We start from the raw sequence: 20,816 nt of genomic DNA, 5'->3' as shown, positions 1-20,816 counted from the left end.
GTTGGTATTAAATGTACAAGCCCTGCACCTTTGAACATTGTATTCTATGGTTTAGAAAATAGCACCTCATTATTTATGAAAATAATCTGATTAAACTAAACATTTGAAACTCACGAACAATCAGGGATTTCCATGATACAGAATTGGCATGATGAGGTGTACGTTATTCAGTAAAGACATCTTGCCATACTTTAATGCTATTCGTAATACCCTATCCTGTATTTAATCAGAAAAAATCATTAGAATGGAGTGAAAGCGTATGCATTATAAAATTGCCATTGTAGGCGGCGGTACCGGAGGAATTAGTGTAGCAGCGAGATTATTGCGAGAAAACAAGGGGATTTCTGGGCAGGTTGCTATTATTGATCCCGCTACAAAGCATTATTATCAACCTCTATGGACGCTGGTTGGAGGTGGTGTTGCTCAGCGTGAAGTAACGGAACGCGAAGAAGCTTCGGTCATTCCTGAAGGAGCTGTTTGGATTCAAGAGGCAGTTAAAGAATTCCTTCCTGAAAATAATCAAGTCATCTTAGATTCTGGAAAATCTCTTTCATACGACTATCTGGTGGTCGCTGCTGGTATTCAAATTGATTGGCATAAAATTAAAGGTCTCAAAGAATCGATAGGCAAAAATGGAGTATGTAGTAACTATTCGTATGACTATGTCAACAGCACTTGGGAAAGTTTGCGTAATTTTAAAGGTGGAAACGCAATATTTACAGCCCCCAATACACCAATTAAGTGTGGTGGAGCTCCACAAAAAATCATGTATTTAGCTGACGATTATTTTCGGAAGAACAAGGTACGCAGTAAGTCGAAAGTTATGTTTGTGTCTGGCGGAGGAACTATTTTTGGCGTTAAAAAATATGCTGATTCGTTAAATCAAGTGATAGCGCGCAAAGAGATTGAAACACATTTTAAACACAATTTAATAGAGATTCGTAGTCAAGAAAAGATAGCCGTATTTGAAAACTTAGATACCAAGCAGCATGTTGAAATGTCTTATGAAATGATTCATGTAGTTCCGCCCATGAGCGCTCCTGATTTTATCAAATCCAGTCCTTTGGCAAATGCAGATGGTTGGGTAGATGTAGATAAATTTACCTTACAGCACAATCGATTTAAAAATATATTTGGTATCGGAGATTGTACGAGTTTACCCACTTCGAAAACAGGGGCAGCGATACGCAAACAAGCTCCCGTTCTTGTAGCTAATCTTCTTAGCCTTATGCAGAAACAACCCGTGGTGAAGGAGTATAACGGTTATACTTCTTGCCCTTTAGTTACAGGCTATGGAAGCCTCATTCTTGCTGAATTTGACTACAATAATGAACCCTATGAAACTTTTCCGTTTGATCAAGGTAAAGAAAGATGGAGTATGTATTTACTCAAAAAGGAATTACTTCCCGTCATCTACTGGGATGGCATGCTTAAGGGATTGATGTAAAAGAAAGTCATGGAGAAAGGAGGGGACTTCATGTCAGTTGAACAAGAGGTTACACGTAGAACTCAAGATTCATTGACAGACATTCTGTCTAATCCAGAAATTCAATCAAGCCTTGTCAAGGCTTTGGAAAAGCTACCAAACATAATGGAGAAATATGATGCTCTTGACCGCATGCTATCTTTTGCAAATGAAGTTTTTAAAGACGGAGATTCCATGGATTATCTTTTGAGTGGAATAAAAACAGACTTACCACCAATTCACCTCAATCGAGATACGCTTGAATCTGCGTTCATTTTGCTAGACAAACTGCCAAAACTAGCAAAATATGTCCAACAGATGGAACTGGCAATAGATATTGTAGAATCTTTTGTCACAGATAAACAGTCGATAGAGTATTTAACAAATGGAATCAATGACATCGTAGAACCGTGGCGTTCTAAAATTCAGGATGGTGTCTCTATTGTAAAGGAAGCCCAACAAAGAGCAGCTAAAGATCAATCAACGCTGTCTGTATTCTCGCTGATGAAATTGGTAAAAGATCCTACTATGCAAAAAGGGCTGCATATCATAAAGGAAATTTTGACTGTCATAGGGGAGCGCAATGTATCGTCTCAAAATAAGTAGTTCTTGCACTTTATGATTTCACATTTTCAAGAGAATCGGAGTGAGTTGAACATGCTACTGAAATATTTTTATGATGAAAAGTTAGCGCATGCCTCTTATGTAGTGGGGTGCCAAGCCACAGGAGAAGCGATAGTTATTGATCCTGCACGTGATGTCAAGCCCTACTTAGAGCTAGCCCAAAAAGAAGGTGTACGAATCGTAGGTGCTACGGAGACGCACATTCATGCTGATTTTATCTCGGGTGCACGCGAATTAGCTGCAAGAACAGGGGCTACCTTATATCTCTCTGATGAAGGTGGAGAAGGCTGGCGATATGAATTTCTAGAAGAATATCCTTCAGAAAAATTGAAAGACGGTAGTCAATTTAACATTGGAAATATTCGTTTTGAAGTTATGCATACGCCCGGTCATACTCCTGAACATATTTCATTTTTAGTAACCGACGGTGGATCAAAGGCGACTGCGCCTTTAGCCATTTTTACAGGGGATTTTGTTTTTGTGGGAGATGTAGGAAGACCGGATTTGTTGGAAAAAGCTGCCGGACAAAAAGGTACATCTGATGCATTGGCAAGAAAAATGTTTCAATCTCTACAGAGATTCAAAACATTGCCCGATTTTATCCAAGTGCTACCTGCTCATGGTGCGGGCAGTGCATGCGGAAAAGCTCTTGGTGCGGTCCCTTCAAGTACGGTTGGCTATGAAAAAATGGTCAATTGGGCTTTGCAATATGATAACGAGGAAGATTTTGTACAGGCGTTATTAACTGGCCAACCTGAGGCACCCAAGTATTTTGCCATGATGAAAAAACTAAATAAAGAAGGACCACCTTTATTGTCAGATATCAATGAGCCTAAGATAAAATCTACAGATGGACATAAGGTGAATGAGTGGCTGGAAAAAGGTGTAGTTATTGATACCAGACCATCTAAATTGTTTGCTGAACGTCATTTTCCAGGTACTTTGAATATTCCATTTAATAAATCTTTCGTGAATTGGGCAGGATGGCTCATTTCCTATGATGTTCCTATTTACTTACTCGCCAGTGAAAAGCAACTTCCAGAAGTGTTAGAATCTCTTCAGTCGATTGGACTTGATCATGTCGTAGCCGCAATGGATCCTAAAGTCATCCATGAATCGGGATTGAACATGGAATCATACGAAAATGTTGATCCAAAATTAGCTAAATCTCGAGTTTTAAGTGGTGAAGTACAGGTATTAGATGTCCGAAACCTAAATGAATGGGATGAAGGACATATGTCGGAAGCTAAACACATTATGCTGGGACATTTAGATGAACGTCTCCATGAGCTTTCGTCAGATAAACCCATCCTTGTCCATTGCAAGAGCGGCGGAAGATCGGCAATAGCAGCTAGTATATTGCAAGCCAAGGGCATCAAGAATGTTCAAAATCTATTGGGCGGATATGATGAATGGGTTCGAACAAATTAAGGTGTAAAGATTGCGATCACTGAGGTGAATAGATAAGGCTGTCCCAACACGTGATCTGTATCCTCTGAGAGTTCAGACGGAATGTCAGATTAACCAAGGGACAGTTCTTTTTTATGAATGGATATGGATTCTGCTTTTGTGGTATAATAACCTCACGATACTATACAGGGTATAAGTATAAAAATAGAAATCTTATTGAGGGAGAATTCGCTATGAGACATGTCGATGTATTAATAGTAGGTGGAGGAGTAGCTGGATTAAGCTGTGCACTCTTTACAAGTAAAGCGGGACTCTCAACGCTAGTCATAGATAACGAAGATTCACAAATCTCTGATGTTAAACAAATTTGGAATTTCCCAGGAATTGTTGAAGGAATATCCGGAGAGGAATGGCTGAGTGCAGCTCGTCATCAAGTTCAAAAATATGGTGGGCAGTTTCTGACTGGTCAGGTTACATCCCTAGATGTACATAGCCCAATAAAAAAAGTCTTCTTGGAGCCTAACAAAATTTCCACAAATTACGAGTGGGAAAATCCTATTACCACAACTTATCTGGTCTTGTCTGTTAATTTGGGTTATCAATTACTGGAAGACGCAGGATTCTCATTGGCTGTGAATGAACACGTTCCCAGCCGTAAAATTCGATATGTAGAAGGTGTCCAGTACAATGGCCGTACTCATATTACAAATGTGTATATTGCTGGACTCTTAGCTCATTTGCCCAGTCAAACGGTCATTGCTTCTGGACAAGGTGCTTTTGTAGGTATACAAATTGCAAGTCAACATTTAGGCAAAGCTTTTATGTGGCATGATTGATTAATAGGCCCCACGAATCCATGGTTGGACTTGTATGCGATAGAACTCTCCCAGGCGCTGGTGTTCTTCTTTTGAAAAAGAGGGTACCTCTAATGATTTTAAATTATCTTCCACTTGAGCTGTAGTGCGAAAACCTGGTATAGCGCATGTTACTGCGTCAAAATCAAGAATCCAGCGCAATGCAGCTCTTGTCATATTGCCTCGATTTTCAGCAATCCAACGCACTTGTTCCGCCAATTCTACACCTTTTACAAATCCTAACCCTGCAAAAGTTTCGCCCACATTAAATTTTTCCCCATGTTCATTAAAGTTACGGTGGTCATTTTCTGAAAAACGATGTTCTGGGGTGAACTTCCCGGTTAATAACCCACTGGCTAACGGCAGGCGCGCTAAAATGCCCACACCCTTTTGCTTGGCGAGAGGAAACAAGGATTCAATTGGTTTTTGACGGAAAAGATTAAATATGACCTGCAAAGCTTTGGCATTCGAATGTTCTATTGTATAAATTCCTTCTTCGACAGTCTCTACACTTACACCGTAATATCGTATTTTTCCTTCATCCATCAATTTCTCCAATACCTCAAAAACTGATCCATCTTTTAAAATAAACATGGGGGGACAGTGAATCTGGTAAATATCCACATAGTCCCTTTTTAACCTTCGCAAGCTTCCTTCTAAATAATGGCGAATGGATGTTTCCGAATAGGTAGCAGGATTTAAAATATCACCGGATCGACAAAATTTCGTAGCTATATGGATCTTGTGCTCTTTTCCCTGCGTAGCTTTGGCAAGCAATTCTTCACTGTGTCCCATGCCGTATACATCAGCTGTATCAAAGAAATTCACACCAGCATCCATGGCTGCTTGCAGCGCGCGCAACGCTTCAATATCGTCAGTATTTCCCCAATCTCCACCAATCGTCCATGTTCCAAAACTGATTTCGCTCAATTGAAGCGACGTATGACCTAACGCACGATAGTTCATTAGATAAACACCTCATTCTCTTTGTTATTGGAACAAGCGAAAGCCAACGAATCAACGAACGTATAAATTTTGATTTACAGTAAATGTTAAAGTTAATTTCTTGAAAGGAGAAGATTCAAATTCATATCCAACGTGCAGTTGAAATAGCCTCATCGCCTGATATGGTGCATGTCACTTGCCAAGGTGTTCCTATCTACATTCAACACGTAGACGAAAAAAATGAAATGTGTCGAGTTTATCCTCTCGATCAGCCGAACAATGAACGGGACGTTCATGTTTCAGCACTTGAAGAACATCGTGGTTAACGATTCTATCCAAAAGCTGTCACCCAGATGTTTTCTTCTTCTGGGAGACAGCTTTTTTGTGTTCTGAAGAAGGCATCCTCTTGTCCAAAGACCCTTTCACCCGCTACAATGCACAGAAACGAAAGTAGGTGAGAAACATGAAAATAGAGTGGATTGTCAAGGAAAACGAACAAGGAAGGCGCTTGCAATCTATTCTGGAAAAATCTTTAGGTGTTTCCCACCGATTGATGCGCACGCTCCGCGATGAGAATAAAGTGTGTGTAAACGGACGATTCATGAAATTTTATGAACAAGTCTACCAAGAAGACCATATTGAAGTCATTTTACCGGAAGAATCTGCTAGTGTTCAACCTGAAGCTTTGCCCATCGATGTTTGTTACGAAGATCCGTACATTCTTGTGATAAATAAACCGGCAGGACAATTATCACATCCATCCGCTCGTGAGAGAAACAAATCTGCATTAGCAGCAGCCGGTCATTATCTTCTGTCTGAACACTTAGTGCCCCATTGTGTACACCGTTTGGATAGAGACACTTCCGGTTTGCTATTGCTTGCCAAGCACGCGCATATTCATCACTTATTTGATCTGTTAGTAAGAAATCATCAACTGAAAAGATCGTATATGGCTATTTGTTATTTTCCCAGCCATCTGTCGCTACACCAATGGTATACTATTCAATCGCGGATTGCCCAAAATCCAGAACGTCCTTCAAAGAGAATCGTTCAAGAAGAAATGGGCCAAGAAGCTATTACTCATTTTTTTATACTTGCAAAAACGCAACAAGCTGCTTTGGTACAGCTTGAACTGGAAACCGGTCGAACTCACCAGATTCGTCTACATATGGCGAGCGTCCGAATGCCTCTCATAGGCGACAGGGACTACGGTCAACTTTCCCTGAACGATGATGAGAGTTCTTTTTATACAAAGATGGCCAGTCGCCAAATGCTGCACGCCTATCAACTCGCTTTTTTTCATCCTATTCTAGAAAAATCAGTATGCGTCACTGCTGAACCTCGTTCAGAGATGATAGAACTATGGGAATGGCTTGGCGGATCGAGTAAAGAAATAGAGACAAAAAATTGCGTACAATTTGATACGAATGATAAAGTAAATTTATTGACAGGAGAGGAGTGAGCAACTCGAATTGATGAAACATGTGGATACACTCATTCGCTTATTAGAAGAACATGGCGGACCTGGTTTTGAAGAGGAAGTCGCCAAAATTGTGGAATCTGCAATGCGTACATATACTTCCAAAATTGAACGGGATACTTTGGGGAATTTGATTGCTACCGTAGAGGGTCAATCAAGTGGAAGACGCCCTCGGGTACTGCTCTCTGCACACATGGATGAAATCGCACTGATGGTAAGCCTCATTGACAAAGGTGGTTTCTTGCGTGTTGCGCAAACAGGAGGTTTTGATCCCAGGACGCTCGTTGGTCAAGAAGTGGTGGTGCACGGAAAAAACAAGCGTTGGCATGGAATTATTGGCAGCAAACCACCCCATTTGCAAGCGCCAGACGAACAAAAAAAAGCTGCTCCATTAGAAGATCTTTTTATCGATTTAGCTATGCCAGAAGAACGAGTGCGCTCGGAGATCCGTGTGGGCGATCGCGTTACGTTGCATCGCAGTGTTATGCCCCTGCTTCATCATCACTACAGCGGAAAATCACTGGATAATCGAACAAGCGTAGCAGTCATACTGGAATGTCTGGAGGCATTAAAAAAATACCACCATCAGGCAGATGTCATTGCTGTTGCTAGTGTTCAGGAAGAAGTAGGCGTTCGAGGAGCAACGACAGTGGGGTACGGCCAGGCTCCTGACGTTGCCATTGCCATTGATGTGACATTCGCTGACATGCCCGGACAGGCATCTGACTTCAGTTACAAAATTGGTAAAGGACCAGCCATAGCCAAAGGACCTAACATCCACCCTAAAGTATTCCAGGATTTAAGTGAAGCTGCGAAGGCAAACAACATTGACTATCAATTAGAATTATCACAAGGTCCCACAGGTACTGACGGACGGGCATTTCAAATTACGAGAGAAGGAATTGCCACAGGGCTGGTTGGGATAGCTATTCGCTATATGCATACCTCTGTTGAAACAGGCAGCTATCAAGATATTGTCGATTGCGGTAAGGTACTGGCCGAATATATAGCGCAATTAACTTGGGAAAGAGTGGAGGACTACTCATGCTACTAAAAAAATTGACTGAAGCTATGGGACCCTCCGGTTACGAGAATGAAATTCGTAATGTCATTCGCAGTGAAGTGACTCTGTCGCACAATCACATTTTCACGGATGTTCTAGGCAATCTTTTTGTACAGCAAAACCAAGATACTCAAGGTCCACATATTATGATTGACGCACATATGGACGAAATTGGCTTAATGATTGTTCATGTGGAGGAAAACGGCTTACTTCGTTTCCGTCCAATCGGTGGTATTGACCCCCGTGTTCTCGTTTCAAAACCTGTTGTCATTGGAGATAGCAAACACTTTGGCGTGATTGGCAGTAAGCCGATTCATCTGCAAAAACCGGAGGAACGCCGGCAGCCACTCGGTTGGGATCAACTTTACATCGATATAGGTGCTTCTTCCAAAGAGGACGCTCTTTCTGTTGTGCAACCAGGAGATGTAGCCGTATTTGCGACAACTTATGGAGAAATGGGAGAACGAGCAGCAAAAGCAAAATCGTTTGACGATCGCGTTGGTTGCGCGTTGTTGGTGGAAACGATGCAAAAAGAATGGCAGTTGAGACTTTCTGGAGTGTTCGCTGTACAAGAAGAAGTAGGGCTGCGAGGGGCTACAGCCGCAGCGTATCGATTGAAGCCTGACATCGCTATTGCTCTGGAAGGCACTGTTTGTTTTGATGTCGTTGACGCCCCGGCACACAATCAAGCCACACAACTTGGCAAAGGACCTGCCCTTACTTTGCAAGATGGCCTCACCCTGCCAGATCGACGTTTTACGGAGTTCATGATTGCCACCGCAGAAAAATATAACATCCCATGGCAATATCGACGCGTTAAAGGCGGTTCAAACGATTATGGAGCCATTCAAAAAGCCCGAGAAGGTGTGATTGGTGGCGCTATATCTGTACCTGTCCGCTATATTCATGCGCCTGCACAAATTATTTCACTCGAAGACTACCAAGCAGCCTTACAACTCCTTACAGCAATTCTGACTGAAATTCAGGAAGGAAGATGGCATTCATGAAAAATATCATCAAGCAATGGTCGGAGATGGTTATTCCTGCAGGAAGTGAAGCGGCGCATTTACCAAGCGTTCTTGCCACCTTTAAAGACATTGCAGATTCAACAGAGATTGACAGGCTCGGCAACGGGATTGTACGAAAAAATGGTGTTGGGCCGCATGTGGCGCTCGTAGCACACATAGATGAACCTGGAATCATGGTCAATCATATAGAAGAAAACGGCTTCCTTCGCTTTCTTACCATTGGCTCGCTGGAGGCCAAGCAGCTGATAGGGCAACACGTTCGATTTACCAATCAGACGCGCGGCATAATCGGTTGCGAAATGAAAGACGCCAATACCTCTTTAAGTGTTGACGATCTGTATATCGATCTCGGTGTGGATTCAGCAGAAGAAGCCTACCATCTTGCTCCCATAGGCATTTCTGCTGTACTGGATGTTCCCTTTGCTGAACTGGGTGAACATCGTTTGTCGGGACGCGCGTTGGACAATCGTGCAGGTTGTGTAGCTGCAGCAGATGCATTCCGTCAATTGGCTGACGAAGGTAGACAGGTTACTCTCGTTTTCAGTGCCCAATCAGTAGTGGGGGCACGCGGTGCCAAAACGGCTGCTTTCGCTCTTCAACCCGATCTCGTTTTGGTGATTGATAGTGCTCCAGCTGGAGATATGCCAAAAGCAAAACGTATGGATTTGCGTCTAGGTCATGGACCTGCGTTAAAAATCATGGACGGAACCGTCATAACCCCATTACGTGTCAAAAATGTTTTGCAAGATGCTGCTGAAACTCTTGGCATTAACATTCAGCATGAAGTATGGCCTGGAGGACAGTCGGATGCAGGACAAATTCATTTGTCACAAGCAGGCTTAATGGTAGGTGGTCTATCGATTCCGACACGCTATACAGGCCAGTTGTCGCAAGTGATTGATGTTCGTGATGTCGAGTCACTCGTCAAATGGGCTGTTGCGGCAGCCAATCAGTGGAAGGCTTAGACAGGAGGGCAAATAGTGCTTCGTTACCTGACAGCAGGAGAATCTCATGGACCTGAATTGACAGTGATTGTTGAAGGCATGCCCAGCCGTGTGCCAATTCAAAAAGAAAAGATTGATGAACAGTTGCGTCGACGCCAACAGGGATATGGACGCGGTAGACGAATGCAGATTGAAACAGATACGGTTGAAGTAACGAGCGGTATTCGTTTTGGAGAAACATTAGGTTCGCCGATTACCATGCGAGTTGTCAATCGCGATTTTAAAAACTGGATAGAAAAAATGTCTGTATGGGGAAATCCTCCAGAAAATTTAAAAGAAGTTACTCGCCCACGGCCTGGGCACGCTGACCTTGCCGGAGGTTTAAAGTACGATCACGAAGACTTGCGCAATATCCTGGAACGAGCCAGCGCTAGAAACACAACCACCGTCGTGGCCGCTGGAGCTTTGGTTAGACAATTGTTGGAACTCTTTAAGATAGAAATTACAGCTCATGTAGTGGAAATTGGCGGTGTAGTAGCGAAACCGGATACACTCGATTTTCAACAATTAATAGATGCTGCTGACCGTTCTCCTGTGCGAACAGCTGATCAAGTGGCTGAAGCCAAAATGATTGCTAAAATTGATGAAGCCAAAGAGCGTGGTGACACGGTTGGCGGGATTTTTGAGATTATTGTACGCGGTTGCCCACCTGGACTTGGCTCTCATGTGCATAACGACCGCAAATTAGATGCCCAATTAGCTGGTGCATTAATGGGTATCCAAGCCATAAAAGGTGTTGAAATTGGTCTTGGTTTTGAAGCAGCGCGGAGATTTGGTTCACAAGTACACGATGCCATTGTTTATCAGGCTCCACGTTATCTGCGTCCCTCGAATGGAGCAGGTGGCATAGAAGGCGGGATGACAACCGGTCAGGATATTGTCATCCGCGTGGCCATGAAGCCGATTTCGACGCTCTATAAACCCTTGGCCAGTGTTGATATGAAAACGAAAGAAGTGGAACTGGCAGCGGTGGAGAGATCAGATCACTGCGCAGTTCCTGCTGCATCGGTTGTTGGTGAAAATGTAGCGGCTTTTGTTATTGCGGATGCATTTTTACGCAAATTTAGCGGCGACTCTTTGCGTGAAATCCAAGCGCAAGTCGCGGCATACCAATCCATGGTGGAAAAACGATGATGAAACTCGAGGTGCGAAGTAAAAGTCGCCATTATCCTGTTTGGATTGGCGAACAGTTACTGGAACGCTGTGCTGAATATTGGCCTTCTGGGGAAAAGAAGCCCGGGAAAATTGTTGTTGTGACCGATCATCATGTGGTTTCGACACGAAAAACTCAAATTTTTCTCGAAACCTTGCAACAAATGGCTGAGACTCATTTGCTGACCGTGACAGCTGGAGAAGCTAGTAAGTCTCTGGAAACAGCTGAAACGATATATAGTAAACTGGCTCAATTACAAATTCGTCGGGAAGATATGCTGGTTGCTTGGGGGGGTGGTGTGGTAGGAGATCTGACTGGGTTTGTAGCCGCTACTTATCTGCGAGGCCTGCGTTATATCCAAGCTCCGACCACATTGTTAGCCCATGACAGTAGTCTGGGAGGCAAAGTTGGCGTCAATTTAAAGTATGCTAAAAATTTAGTCGGATCTTTTTATTCCCCTGTTGCTATCTGGTACGATGTTGAAATGCTAGAATCCCTATCTCAGCGAGATTGGGCAAGTGGTATGGCAGAAGTGATCAAACACGCCATTATCGGATCGGAAAAACTGTTTACTGAGCTTTACCAATCTCCGTACCGCAGCTATCCGGGAGGTGCGGCCTCCATAACCATGCTCAGTCAAGCTATGCAAGTAAAAATTGACGTGGTTGAAGCGGATGAACAAGAGGCAGAATGGCGTATGGTTCTCAATGCGGGACATACGATTGGCCATGCCGTAGAAGCCAAAAGCGAATACCGCTGGTCTCATGGAGAGGCCATATCGATTGGGTTAGCTGTAGAATCCTATTTGGCAAAGCGATTAGGGTTGCTCAGTGAAGATGATAAACAAAAAATCATTGAATGCTTGGAGCTGCATGGCTTACCAACTCAGGACAAGGGAATGGCCTTTGATGAATTGATTCCTTATCTTCAACTGGATAAGAAAAACTCTCAGGACGGTTGGACTTTTGCTTTACCAGAACGGATTGGTCAAGTAAGAATTATAAAAAATATAGATAAAGACCTGGTCAGGTTGGCTTGGCAGGATAATGAGTCTCGCTGATTGAGCAGACCCTAGAATACCAAGCCGCGTGTCCCATGTGAGAGGAGAGAACAGAATATGAAAGTACGGGGTATTCGAGGGGCTATTTGCGCAAGTGAAAACTCACCCTTAGCAATTCACACGGCTACTCGCGAATTGGTAGATACCATTGTAGAACTTAATGAAATTGACGTAGATGATGTGGCGAGTATTCTTTTTACCATGACCGCCGATCTGACAGCCGCCTTCCCGGCAGAAGCGGTCCGTTCGCGTCCTGGTTGGCAGTGGGTTCCTCTCATGTGCGCGACAGAATTGCCGATTGAAAATAGCAAGAGCCGCTGTATTCGGGTTTTGATGCACGTCAACACGCATAAAACCCAAGAAGCATTGCAGCACGTGTATTTAGGTGAAGCTATTGTATTACGGCCCGATCTCGCTCAAAAAAACGTCTAAGGAGAAACCTGCCTGTTGACGCATAGGATAATTTTGCGTATGATCGCAAGAAAGGATTTTACGTTTTTTACGAATATACCAGTAAGCCGTCTTATAAGGACGGCAGCCTACAGTGAAGTATAGACGAGTCGAGTGTGGATTTGAGGAGAGTTGAGTGGAGCAGAGCGATGTTTCTTCGTCTTTTGGCGAATGAATCAGCGTAAAAGTGCGTTCATGGAGAAGATAGTTGCCGACATTAAGGCAGCTTAATAGGCCATTGACCGTGCATCCACAGGTTAGGTTGAATCTCCTCCTAGCTTGTGGGTGTTTTTGCTTTTGCGCCGAAACGCAAACCGTCTTCATGCTTCACCACTCTTGCTCCTAATGTATTCTCAAGAGGAGTTGAGTGGAGATGTCTCAATCGTTGGTTCAAGACATTCTGCAACGTTTAACAAAAGGGGAAACATTATCTTTTCCGCTTGCTGAAGCTTTTACACAAACGCTTATGCAAGGAGAAGTAACGGAAATTCAAACCGCTGCCGTCCTGACAGCTTTAGCTATGCGCGGCGAAACTTCTGATGAAATTGCAGCATTTGCTAGCGCCATGCGCTCGCACAGCCTGCGCATAACAGCCCCAGAAAACGCAATAGACACTTGCGGTACAGGCGGAGATGGACGGAATACGTTTAATATATCGACTGCAGCAGCTATCGTAGCTGCCGCCGCAGGTGTTCCCGTTGCTAAACATGGAAACCGGAGTGCTACCAGTCGCAGCGGCAGTGCCGACGTTTTAGAACAGTTAGGGGTCAGTGTGACACTAGAACCTCATCAGGCAGAGTACTGCTTAAACGAAGCAGGAATTTGTTTTCTTTATGCGCGTACGTACCATCCTGCCATGAAATACGCTGCAAAACCTCGCCAACAGCTTGGTTTTCGGACGATTTTCAACATTCTAGGTCCGCTGACCAATCCAGCTCATGTCAAGCGGCAGGTCATTGGAGTTTTTAAAGCCGATCTCGTTCCCATAGTCGCAGAAGCCCTGCTGAAACTTGGCAGTGAACATGCACTCGTAATGCATGGCAGTGATGGATTGGATGAGTTCACATTGTCTGGAGAAACTTTGGTAGCTGAACTGTGTTCCGGCAACATTCGTAACTATACGCTGACACCAGAAGAAGTAAGTTTGCCAAGAGCTGATGTATCCGAGTTAGTGGGCGGGGACGCTGCTGATAATGCCCGAATGATGTTGGATTTGTTTGCTCAACAAAGGCCAGGAGCCATATTGAATGCTGTTTTATACAATGCAGCCGCCGCTTTGTACGTTGCTGGACAATCAAATTCCATCCGAGAGGGTGTCGCTGTCGCTCAACAAATTTTGAAAAGCGGTGCAGCCTTAGCGAAACTTCAGCAACTCGTGCAATCTTCGCAAGATGCACAGACAATAGGTAAAGCAGAGGAGGGGATCATCTCGTGAGCAGTTTTCTGGAAGAAATTTTGCGTGTAAAGGAACAGGAAGTAACTGCATTGCCGGATCGACCCACTTTTGAGAGAAACATTACCCTAAAACCAAGCCTGCGAAAACGACTGCTTGAATCTGATCATTTGCAAATTGTTGCTGAATTTAAAAGAGCCAGTCCATCGAAAGGCATTATAGTTGACACACTGCTACCTGTAGAACGTGCCAAAAGATACGAAGACGCTGGAGCAGCAGCAGTTTCAGTTTTGACAGATCAAACCTTTTTTCGCGGATCCCTTCAAGATTTACGGGAAATTGCTGAGTCTGTCCAAATACCTGTACTGCGGAAAGACTTTATCATTTCAGAAAAACAGCTTCGGGAAGCTCATGCAGCTGGAGCGGATATTGTTCTTTTGATTGTTGCTGCTTTATCTTCCGAGCGTCTGGCAGAATTGCGCCATTTTGCGGCAGAATTAGGCCTGGAAACACTTATTGAAATTCACAATGAACGCGAACTTGAAACCGCTTTGGCTGTTGAACCTGATATTCTAGGTATTAACAATCGAAACTTGCACACTTTTGAAGTCTCCTTGCAAACGACCGAACAATTGATGACGCAAATTCCTTCATCCATACCTGTACTGTCAGAAAGTGGTATGGCGACCCCGGATGACGCTCAAAGAGTAGCTATTGCCGGAGTGAGTGGTTTGTTAATTGGTGAGACGTTGATGCGTCAAGGGGACGATCAACTGCCAGGCGTTTTACGAGGATTTCAAGTCAAACGATTTCCGCTTGTCAAAGGGTCTTATTGATGATTCGACCTAAAGTTAAGATATGTGGTTTGAAAGCAGGAGACAATTTGGATTTTGCGCAGCATCCGCTGGTTTCCCATATAGGTTTTGTTCAAGTCCAAGCCAGCCGACGCTATATTGATCCGGATGACGCAAAAGTTATGGTGCAAGCGTTAGAACATCAAGTTCAAGCTGTAGGTGTTTTTGCCAATCAATCGGTTGAGGAAGTCATAGAACGCTGCCATAGAGCAGGTTTTACAGTAGCCCAGTTACACGGTCAGGAATCTTTGCAAGATTGTGAGGAAATTCGTAGACATGGACTGCAGGTCTGGAAGGCCATATCGGTGTCCACCAGTGATTCATCAGGACAAGTGCAGGCTGCTATAGAGCATTACCGTTCAGCGACAGATGCCTTGCTTCTTGACGCGGCAGCTCCCAATTCAAGTGAGGGCGTTACGGGTGGCTGGGGAAAATCTTTTGACTGGCATCTGCTCCCTCAGATATTGCGTTTTTTTCCTGGCGATCCGATTTGGATAGCAGGGGGTTTACGGCCTGACAACGTATCACATTTACTCTCCGTGACCATTCCTTATGGACTGGATGTGTCTTCAGGAGTCGAGATCGGCGGTAGAAAATCTTCAGAAAAAATTGCTGTTTTTTTAGAAAGGGTGAACTCGTTTGTCCATACCAACAAACTTTCCTGACGCCGCTGGTCGATTTGGTCCGTTTGGCGGACGCTATGTTCCAGAAACACTCATGGCTGCCTTACACCAGTTAGAAGCCGACTTTCATCGTTTGATGGCAAGCAACGATTTCCGCAAAGAATTGGACTATCATCTACGCACCTATGTAGGGCGTCCATCCGGACTTTATTATGCTGAAAATCTGAGTAAAAGTCTGGGTGGCGCGAAAATTTATTTAAAACGTGAAGACCTGAACCATACAGGAGCACATAAAATCAACAACACAATAGGCCAGGCACTGCTCGCTTTACACACAGGAAAAAAAAGGATTATTGCTGAAACAGGAGCCGGACAGCATGGGGTAGCATCTGCCACAGTAGCGGCTAAATTCGGCTTATCCTGCACGGTTTTCATGGGCGAGGAAGATATGCAGCGCCAGGCACTCAACGTATTTCGCATGCGCATGCTGGGAGCAGAAGTCGTGGCAGCCACTTCAGGTACGCGCACACTCAAAGATGCGACCAACGAAGCCATCCGTCACTGGGTCGAACATGTGGAGGACACGTATTACATTATTGGTTCGGTTGTAGGCCCTCACCCTTATCCACAAATTGTGCGCGATTTCCAAAGGGTGATTGGCGACGAGACAAAGCAACAAATTCTCGAATTGGAAGGTCGTTTGCCCAATCGGATTTACGCGTGTGTAGGTGGTGGCAGCAACGCTATGGGTATCTTCTATCCGTTTATAGAAGATTCATCTGTAGAATTGATTGGCTGCGAAGCGGCAGGTGAAGGGATTGACACAGAAAAGCATGCTGCTTCTATCGCTCGCGGCAAACCGGGTGTCATACATGGGGCCATGACTTATTTAATGCAGGACGAATACGGACAAGTGACACCGGCGCACAGTATTTCCGCTGGACTGGATTATCCAGGTATTGGTCCAGAACACGCTTGGCTGCATCAGAGCGGGAGAGCTCGCTATGTACCAGTGACTGACCAACAGGCGCTTGAAGCTTTTTACATGCTCTCCCGTACAGAAGGCATTATTCCAGCGTTAGAGAGTGCCCACGCTGTGGCCCAAGTTGTAAAGGATGCTCCTACACTAAGTAAGGACGAGATTATTGTGGTCTGTCTATCTGGACGTGGAGACAAAGATGTGGAACAAGTTGCCGCCAGAGGAGGAATTTCGTTTGGAACGCATTCAGAAGGCGTTTGAAAAACGCAAGGGAAAAGCGGCTATCCTGCCCTTTTTGACAGCAGGTGATCCAAATTTTGACGATTCGCTCGCTTGTTTCCGCGCTCTTTTGCAAGCAGGGGCCGATCTCGTTGAAATTGGTATACCGTATTCTGACCCATTGGCAGATGGGAAAGTGATTCAAGACGCAGCATTGCGCAGTCTACAATCTGGGTTTTCATTGCCAAGAATCTTTGAAATGACACAGTTGTTACGTCGCGAATCGGAAGCAGGACTTATCTTATTCTCTTACGTTAATCCTGTCTTTCAATATGGATTGGAACGCTTCTTTCAGGATGCTAGGAAAGCAGGCGCAGATGGCATTATCATACCTGATTTGCCTTTTGAAGAGAGTGTGGACGTCCGTCAAGCTGCCGATGCAGCTGATATAGCCCTGATTCCCTTGGTTACGCCTACGTCAGGTCGAGACAGAATCGCGTCCATCAGCAGTGAGGCCCGCGGGTTTGTCTATTGTGTTTCATCGCTTGGTGTAACAGGTGAACGGGTACAAATGTCCGAACGTGTGGAAGAGTTAGTGCGTACGGTACGACAATCCACCCCATTGCCTGTGGCTGTTGGATTTGGTGTATCCACTCCTGAGCAGGCTCAAAATATTGCAGCTTATGCTGATGGAGTGATTGTGGGTAGCGCTTTTGTGCGACGCATTGGACAATCGCTGGATCAAGGTCAAGATGCGATGTTGTCAACAATTACAGAATTTTTCAAAGAATTACAGACGGCTGTTCAATAGCAGCGCAGAAAAAAGGAGTGGAGAGAAGCATGATTATCGTTTTGAAAACAGGAGCAACAGAACAAGATGTGGAGCGGGTCAGTGAGTTATTGCGCAGTAAAGGACTTGGTGTTCACGTCTCACAAGGAATTGAAAAAACAATTATTGGTGTAATCGGTGCCAAGGAACGTGTGGGTGAATTAGCAGTTGAATCGCTGGAATGCGTAGAAAAGGTGGTTTCTGTGAGTAATCCATTTAAATTAGCTTCGCGGGATTTTCATCCTCTTGACACTGTCATTTCTGTAGGCAACTTGAAAATTGGTGGTCCAGAACCGGTGTATATGGCGGGCCCCTGTTCTGTCGAGTCACGGACAGGGATGATTGAAATTGCTCAGCGTGTAAAAGAAGCAGGCGCTCACATTTTGCGCGGTGGGGCATTTAAACCGCGATCGTCCCCGTATTCTTTTCAAGGGCTTGGCGAAGAGGGACTTAAATATATGGCTGAAGCTCGTGAAATAACAGGACTGCCGATAATCAGCGAAGTGATGGAACCAGAAACCGTCAATCTGATGGTTGACTATGTAGACATTCTTCAAATTGGTGCACGCAATATGCAAAACTACGCGTTGCTGCGCGCTGTTGGACGTACACAAACACCTGTATTGCTAAAGCGTGGTTTTAGCAACACGATTGAAGAATGGCTGATGTCTGCAGAGTATATTTTGTCTGAAGGCAACCCTAATGTTATTCTTTGTGAACGAGGTATTCGCACATTTGAAACATATACGCGCAACACACTCGACTTAAACGCTGTACCTGTAGTGAAACACTTATCGCATCTACCCGTCATTGTCGATCCTTCACATGGAGTTGGAAAATGGCGCTATGTGACTGCCATGAGCCGGGCGGCTATGGCTGCTGGTGCGCACGGCTTAATTGTGGAAGTACATCCCAACCCGCAAGAAGCTCTCTCCGATGGACCACAATCTTTGACTTTGGAAAACTTTGAGAATCTTATAGAGGAAGTCAATCGCATTGTTCGCGTGCTAAATCCAGAAGTAACGTCGGCAAACACAAACCAATGAACGTGCGTGTACTTGTGGTAGGATGCGGCTTAATCGGGGTTTCACTAGCGCTTGCTTGGAAAGAAAAGCATCCTGACTGGATTTTTTATGGTTTGGAAAATCACCCTTCACATCGTCAGGAGGCAATGCAGTTAGACGTTTTTACTCATGTGTTTGCCTCCTGGGATGATATGGAGAAAACCGCCTCTGATAGGTCATACACGATTGGATTGCTCGCGGTGCCAGTTGAAGCGGCTATTTCACTTCTCCCTAAAATTTCTGCATACTGTGAATGGTGTATAGACGTTTGTTCTGTGAAAGGTTGCATATGTGAAGTTGCAGAGCAACTTGGATTGCGTCAAAGGTTTCTGCCTACACATCCGATGGCTGGAAAAAGTGTGGGCGGTCCGCAATCGGCCAATGCTGAATTGTTTCTTAATTGTTCTTGGATTGTCATAAAGAATTGGCCAGCATTAGATTATTTTCGAGATTTTCTTCAAGGCACAGGTGCTCATCTTGTGATACTCGACAATGCTGAATTGCATGATGAATGGATGGCTGTGGTCTCGCATACCGTTCATCTCACTTCACTGAGCGTCATGCTTGCCTATGAAGATTATTGGATAAACAGCGGAGTCGATCCCAAACTGCTTGCTGCATGCACTGGGCCAGCATTTCGAGACATCACTCGACTTGCTTCTTCTCCTAGCCAATTTTGGTTAGAAACTATCCACCAAAACCGTGAACCCATACTTTTGCATTTACAACGTATAGAAGATACATTAAAACGTTTTAAATTTTTACTAGAAAATCAAGATTTTCAAGGTATAGAAAGCGAATTAAAGAGATCTCAAGTAGCTAGAAACGAATGGGAGGAGTGGAAAAGTCATGAAAATTTCTTTAACCCATCCGAATCGTAGAACTTTTAAAAAAACAGCCAACTTAAGTGGAACTGTGCGCGTTCCTGGAGACAAGTCCATGACCCATCGAGCTATCTTGTTTGCTTTACTGGCTGAGGGAACAACACGCATTGAAGGATGGTTGAATGCGGCTGATTGCCGTTCTTCTCTGGAAGTGGCCAAACAACTGGGCGCCTCTGTTTCTTTTGAGCAAGAGTCCTTACTCATTAAAGGTACTGGAGGGTCTTTGAAAGAACCTGAAAATGTATTGGATTGCGGTAATTCTGGGACAACCATTCGTCTTTTCAGCGGAGCTATTGCTAGTCAAGTTTCTTTTGCCTGCTTGACAGGAGATGACTCTCTGCGCCGTCGCCCCATGGGAAGAGTGCTGAAACCACTCGCAGAAATGGGAGCCATCGCTTACGCGCGCTCAGGCAGTTACGCACCTTTTGCTCTTATTGGCCAATCTCCACTCTCAGCCATTCGCTATACATTGCCCGTTCCCAGCGCACAAGTCAAATCGGCAGTGATGTTGGCTGGGTTACATGCACCAAAAGCTGGTGGAGTGACCACCATTATTGAATCTCAACCCAGCCGTGACCACACAGAACGAATGTTGCTTGGATTTGGAGTCCAGGTAGATATGGAAAAAGAGGGAGAAAAACGCTACATATCCATTCGAGCAGAACAACCCCTGCGTGCAACCTCAGTAGAAATACCTGGTGATGCATCTTCTGCTGCATTTCTGCTCGTGGCTGCCGCTATTGTTCCTGATAGCGATGTAACGATTGAGCATGTAGGGTTGAATCCTACACGTATTGGATTTTTAAAGGTATTACAAAGGATGGGCGCCCATGTGGAAATATTGAATCAACGGGAGAGTGCGGGCGAACCTCTTGGAAACGTACGTGTACGTTATCAACCACTCAGTGGAACGGATATTCTTCCTGAGGAAATCCCGTCATTAATTGATGAAATCCCCATTTTGGCCGTAGCTGCAGCAGTGGCAGAGGGAAAAACCACTATTCGCGGTGCAGGAGAATTGAGAGTTAAAGAAACAGACCGGATTTTAGCTATGGCTAAAGGACTTCAGACGCTCGGTGTACATGTCGAAGAAGCAGACGATGGGCTAACTATTATAGGAGGAAAATTAAACGGCGGAGTGGTGGATAGTTTTCATGACCATCGAATTGCGATGAGTTTTGCAGTGGCTGGTTTGGCAGCTGAGCAAGAAGTGACTATTGAAAATTGGTCAGCCGTTGATATTTCTTTTCCAACATTTTCAGATTTAATTTTGGAACTTCAAAGGGAAAGAAAATTCGAATAAAAAATGAAAATTTGCATTGACAGCGCTTCCATTCCGTTATATTCTTGTAGTCGAAGGGTGATTGTTCTGATTTCTCTCCACTCCTAGCTTTAATACTAGAGCCTGCGATTGCAGGCTCATTTTTTTGAAAAC

21 protein-coding genes are annotated in these 20,816 nt (G+C 44.5%); 20 read left to right on the top strand and 1 reads right to left on the bottom strand.

The features are described from left to right. Positions 1-259 precede the first annotated feature (259 nt). The 4 genes from BUA75_RS03640 to BUA75_RS03625 all read left to right on the top strand — a co-directional run bounded on the left by BUA75_RS03640 (position 260) and on the right by BUA75_RS03625 (position 4,335). A complete protein-coding gene (locus tag BUA75_RS03640; RefSeq protein ID WP_072873227.1) occupies positions 260-1,447 on the top strand; it encodes an FAD/NAD(P)-binding oxidoreductase in 1,188 nt (395 codons plus the stop codon). A 30-nt stretch (positions 1,448-1,477) separates the two neighbouring features. Continuing rightward, the gene (locus tag BUA75_RS03635) at positions 1,478-2,071 is read left to right on the top strand and encodes a helical membrane plugin domain-containing protein (protein WP_072873226.1); all 594 of its coding nucleotides are present in this window, start codon (positions 1,478-1,480) and stop codon (positions 2,069-2,071) included. 51 nt (positions 2,072-2,122) lie between these two features. Then, entirely contained in the window at positions 2,123-3,520 is a 1,398-nt protein-coding gene (locus tag BUA75_RS03630) for an MBL fold metallo-hydrolase (protein WP_072873225.1), read from the top strand. A gap of 212 nt (positions 3,521-3,732) precedes the next feature. Beyond that, on the top strand, positions 3,733-4,335 hold the full coding sequence (locus BUA75_RS03625; protein WP_072873224.1) for an NAD(P)/FAD-dependent oxidoreductase: 603 nt from the start codon (positions 3,733-3,735) through the stop codon (positions 4,333-4,335). Here BUA75_RS03625 and BUA75_RS03620 read toward each other — a convergent pair whose 3' ends face one another. Further along, a complete protein-coding gene (locus BUA75_RS03620) occupies positions 4,336-5,319 on the bottom strand; it encodes an aldo/keto reductase (protein WP_072873223.1) in 984 nt (327 codons plus the stop codon). Between the two features lie 113 nt (positions 5,320-5,432). On the opposite strand from BUA75_RS03620, the gene BUA75_RS03615 reads away from it, so the two are divergent. From BUA75_RS03615 to aroA, 16 genes are all read left to right on the top strand, one after another. After that, the gene (locus BUA75_RS03615; protein ID WP_420950533.1) at positions 5,433-5,624 is read left to right on the top strand and encodes an H-type small acid-soluble spore protein; all 192 of its coding nucleotides are present in this window, start codon (positions 5,433-5,435) and stop codon (positions 5,622-5,624) included. 137 nt (positions 5,625-5,761) lie between these two features. Beyond that, positions 5,762-6,760, top strand: a complete 999-nt coding sequence (locus tag BUA75_RS03610; protein WP_072873221.1) for an RluA family pseudouridine synthase — start codon at positions 5,762-5,764, stop codon at positions 6,758-6,760. Between the two features lie 13 nt (positions 6,761-6,773). Further along, a complete protein-coding gene (locus BUA75_RS03605; RefSeq protein WP_072873250.1) occupies positions 6,774-7,832 on the top strand; it encodes a M20/M25/M40 family metallo-hydrolase in 1,059 nt (352 codons plus the stop codon). Next, positions 7,823-8,848, top strand: coding sequence for a M42 family metallopeptidase (locus BUA75_RS03600; protein WP_072873220.1), 1,026 nt, complete (start codon positions 7,823-7,825; stop codon positions 8,846-8,848). The genes BUA75_RS03605 and BUA75_RS03600 overlap by 10 nt, the downstream gene beginning before the upstream one ends. Then, positions 8,845-9,834 carry a zinc-binding metallopeptidase family protein gene (locus BUA75_RS03595; protein ID WP_072873219.1) on the top strand — a complete coding sequence of 330 codons (990 nt, stop codon included), beginning with the start codon at positions 8,845-8,847 and terminating at the stop codon, positions 9,832-9,834. The genes BUA75_RS03600 and BUA75_RS03595 overlap by 4 nt, the downstream gene beginning before the upstream one ends. Positions 9,835-9,849: 15 nt before the next feature. After that, positions 9,850-11,007, top strand: coding sequence for a chorismate synthase (gene aroC, locus BUA75_RS03590; RefSeq protein ID WP_072873218.1), 1,158 nt, complete (start codon positions 9,850-9,852; stop codon positions 11,005-11,007). Next, positions 11,004-12,086 (top strand): 3-dehydroquinate synthase, encoded by a 1,083-nt coding sequence (aroB, locus tag BUA75_RS03585; RefSeq protein WP_072873217.1) that lies wholly within the window; start codon positions 11,004-11,006, stop codon positions 12,084-12,086. Before aroC ends, aroB begins: the two co-directional genes overlap by 4 nt. 57 nt (positions 12,087-12,143) lie before the next feature. Beyond that, on the top strand, positions 12,144-12,518 hold the full coding sequence (gene aroH / locus BUA75_RS03580) for a chorismate mutase (RefSeq protein ID WP_072873216.1): 375 nt from the start codon (positions 12,144-12,146) through the stop codon (positions 12,516-12,518). A gap of 391 nt (positions 12,519-12,909) precedes the next feature. After that, positions 12,910-13,971 carry an anthranilate phosphoribosyltransferase gene (gene trpD / locus BUA75_RS03575; protein WP_072873215.1) on the top strand — a complete coding sequence of 354 codons (1,062 nt, stop codon included), beginning with the start codon at positions 12,910-12,912 and terminating at the stop codon, positions 13,969-13,971. Further along, a complete protein-coding gene (gene trpC / locus BUA75_RS03570; protein WP_072873214.1) occupies positions 13,968-14,765 on the top strand; it encodes an indole-3-glycerol phosphate synthase TrpC in 798 nt (265 codons plus the stop codon). The genes trpD and trpC overlap by 4 nt, the downstream gene beginning before the upstream one ends. Continuing rightward, positions 14,765-15,448, top strand: a complete 684-nt coding sequence (locus BUA75_RS03565) for a phosphoribosylanthranilate isomerase (protein ID WP_072873213.1) — start codon at positions 14,765-14,767, stop codon at positions 15,446-15,448. The genes trpC and BUA75_RS03565 overlap by 1 nt, the downstream gene beginning before the upstream one ends. Then, complete coding sequence (trpB, locus tag BUA75_RS03560) at positions 15,429-16,646, top strand: tryptophan synthase subunit beta (RefSeq protein ID WP_072873249.1); 1,218 nt, start codon at positions 15,429-15,431, stop codon at positions 16,644-16,646. The genes BUA75_RS03565 and trpB overlap by 20 nt, the downstream gene beginning before the upstream one ends. Beyond that, the gene (trpA, locus tag BUA75_RS03555) at positions 16,621-17,415 is read left to right on the top strand and encodes a tryptophan synthase subunit alpha (RefSeq protein WP_083574044.1); all 795 of its coding nucleotides are present in this window, start codon (positions 16,621-16,623) and stop codon (positions 17,413-17,415) included. The genes trpB and trpA overlap by 26 nt, the downstream gene beginning before the upstream one ends. 29 nt (positions 17,416-17,444) lie before the next feature. Then, positions 17,445-18,479, top strand: a complete 1,035-nt coding sequence (aroF, locus tag BUA75_RS03550; protein WP_072873211.1) for a 3-deoxy-7-phosphoheptulonate synthase — start codon at positions 17,445-17,447, stop codon at positions 18,477-18,479. Next, entirely contained in the window at positions 18,476-19,378 is a 903-nt protein-coding gene (locus tag BUA75_RS03545) for a prephenate dehydrogenase (protein ID WP_072873210.1), read from the top strand. Before aroF ends, BUA75_RS03545 begins: the two co-directional genes overlap by 4 nt. Next, the gene (gene aroA, locus BUA75_RS03540; protein WP_072873209.1) at positions 19,347-20,684 is read left to right on the top strand and encodes a 3-phosphoshikimate 1-carboxyvinyltransferase; all 1,338 of its coding nucleotides are present in this window, start codon (positions 19,347-19,349) and stop codon (positions 20,682-20,684) included. Before BUA75_RS03545 ends, aroA begins: the two co-directional genes overlap by 32 nt. Positions 20,685-20,816 lie beyond the last annotated feature (132 nt).

Origin of the sequence: Alicyclobacillus tolerans (assembly GCF_900142255.1) — a bacterium.
Classification (GTDB): domain Bacteria; phylum Bacillota; class Bacilli; order Alicyclobacillales; family Alicyclobacillaceae; genus Alicyclobacillus_I; species Alicyclobacillus_I tolerans.
This window is presented reverse-complemented; position numbering and strand designations above follow the sequence as displayed.

Excerpts from the sequence above, each read along its gene's own strand:
- BUA75_RS03640 (WP_072873227.1), top strand. The coding sequence starts at position 260 with ATGCATTATAAAATTGCCATTGTAGGCGGCGGTACCGGAGGAATTAGT.
- BUA75_RS03635 (WP_072873226.1), top strand. The coding sequence starts at position 1,478 with ATGTCAGTTGAACAAGAGGTTACACGTAGAACTCAAGATTCATTGACA.
- BUA75_RS03630 (WP_072873225.1), top strand. The coding sequence starts at position 2,123 with ATGCTACTGAAATATTTTTATGATGAAAAGTTAGCGCATGCCTCTTAT.
- BUA75_RS03625 (WP_072873224.1), top strand. The coding sequence starts at position 3,733 with ATGAGACATGTCGATGTATTAATAGTAGGTGGAGGAGTAGCTGGATTA.
- BUA75_RS03620 (WP_072873223.1), bottom strand. The coding sequence starts at position 5,319 with ATGAACTATCGTGCGTTAGGTCATACGTCGCTTCAATTGAGCGAAATC.
- BUA75_RS03610 (WP_072873221.1), top strand. The coding sequence starts at position 5,762 with ATGAAAATAGAGTGGATTGTCAAGGAAAACGAACAAGGAAGGCGCTTG.
- BUA75_RS03605 (WP_072873250.1), top strand. The coding sequence starts at position 6,774 with ATGAAACATGTGGATACACTCATTCGCTTATTAGAAGAACATGGCGGA.
- BUA75_RS03600 (WP_072873220.1), top strand. The coding sequence starts at position 7,823 with ATGCTACTAAAAAAATTGACTGAAGCTATGGGACCCTCCGGTTACGAG.
- BUA75_RS03595 (WP_072873219.1), top strand. The coding sequence starts at position 8,845 with ATGAAAAATATCATCAAGCAATGGTCGGAGATGGTTATTCCTGCAGGA.
- aroB (WP_072873217.1), top strand. The coding sequence starts at position 11,004 with ATGATGAAACTCGAGGTGCGAAGTAAAAGTCGCCATTATCCTGTTTGG.
- aroH (WP_072873216.1), top strand. The coding sequence starts at position 12,144 with ATGAAAGTACGGGGTATTCGAGGGGCTATTTGCGCAAGTGAAAACTCA.
- trpD (WP_072873215.1), top strand. The coding sequence starts at position 12,910 with ATGTCTCAATCGTTGGTTCAAGACATTCTGCAACGTTTAACAAAAGGG.
- BUA75_RS03565 (WP_072873213.1), top strand. The coding sequence starts at position 14,765 with ATGATTCGACCTAAAGTTAAGATATGTGGTTTGAAAGCAGGAGACAAT.
- aroF (WP_072873211.1), top strand. The coding sequence starts at position 17,445 with ATGATTATCGTTTTGAAAACAGGAGCAACAGAACAAGATGTGGAGCGG.
- BUA75_RS03545 (WP_072873210.1), top strand. The coding sequence starts at position 18,476 with ATGAACGTGCGTGTACTTGTGGTAGGATGCGGCTTAATCGGGGTTTCA.
- aroA (WP_072873209.1), top strand. The coding sequence starts at position 19,347 with ATGAAAATTTCTTTAACCCATCCGAATCGTAGAACTTTTAAAAAAACA.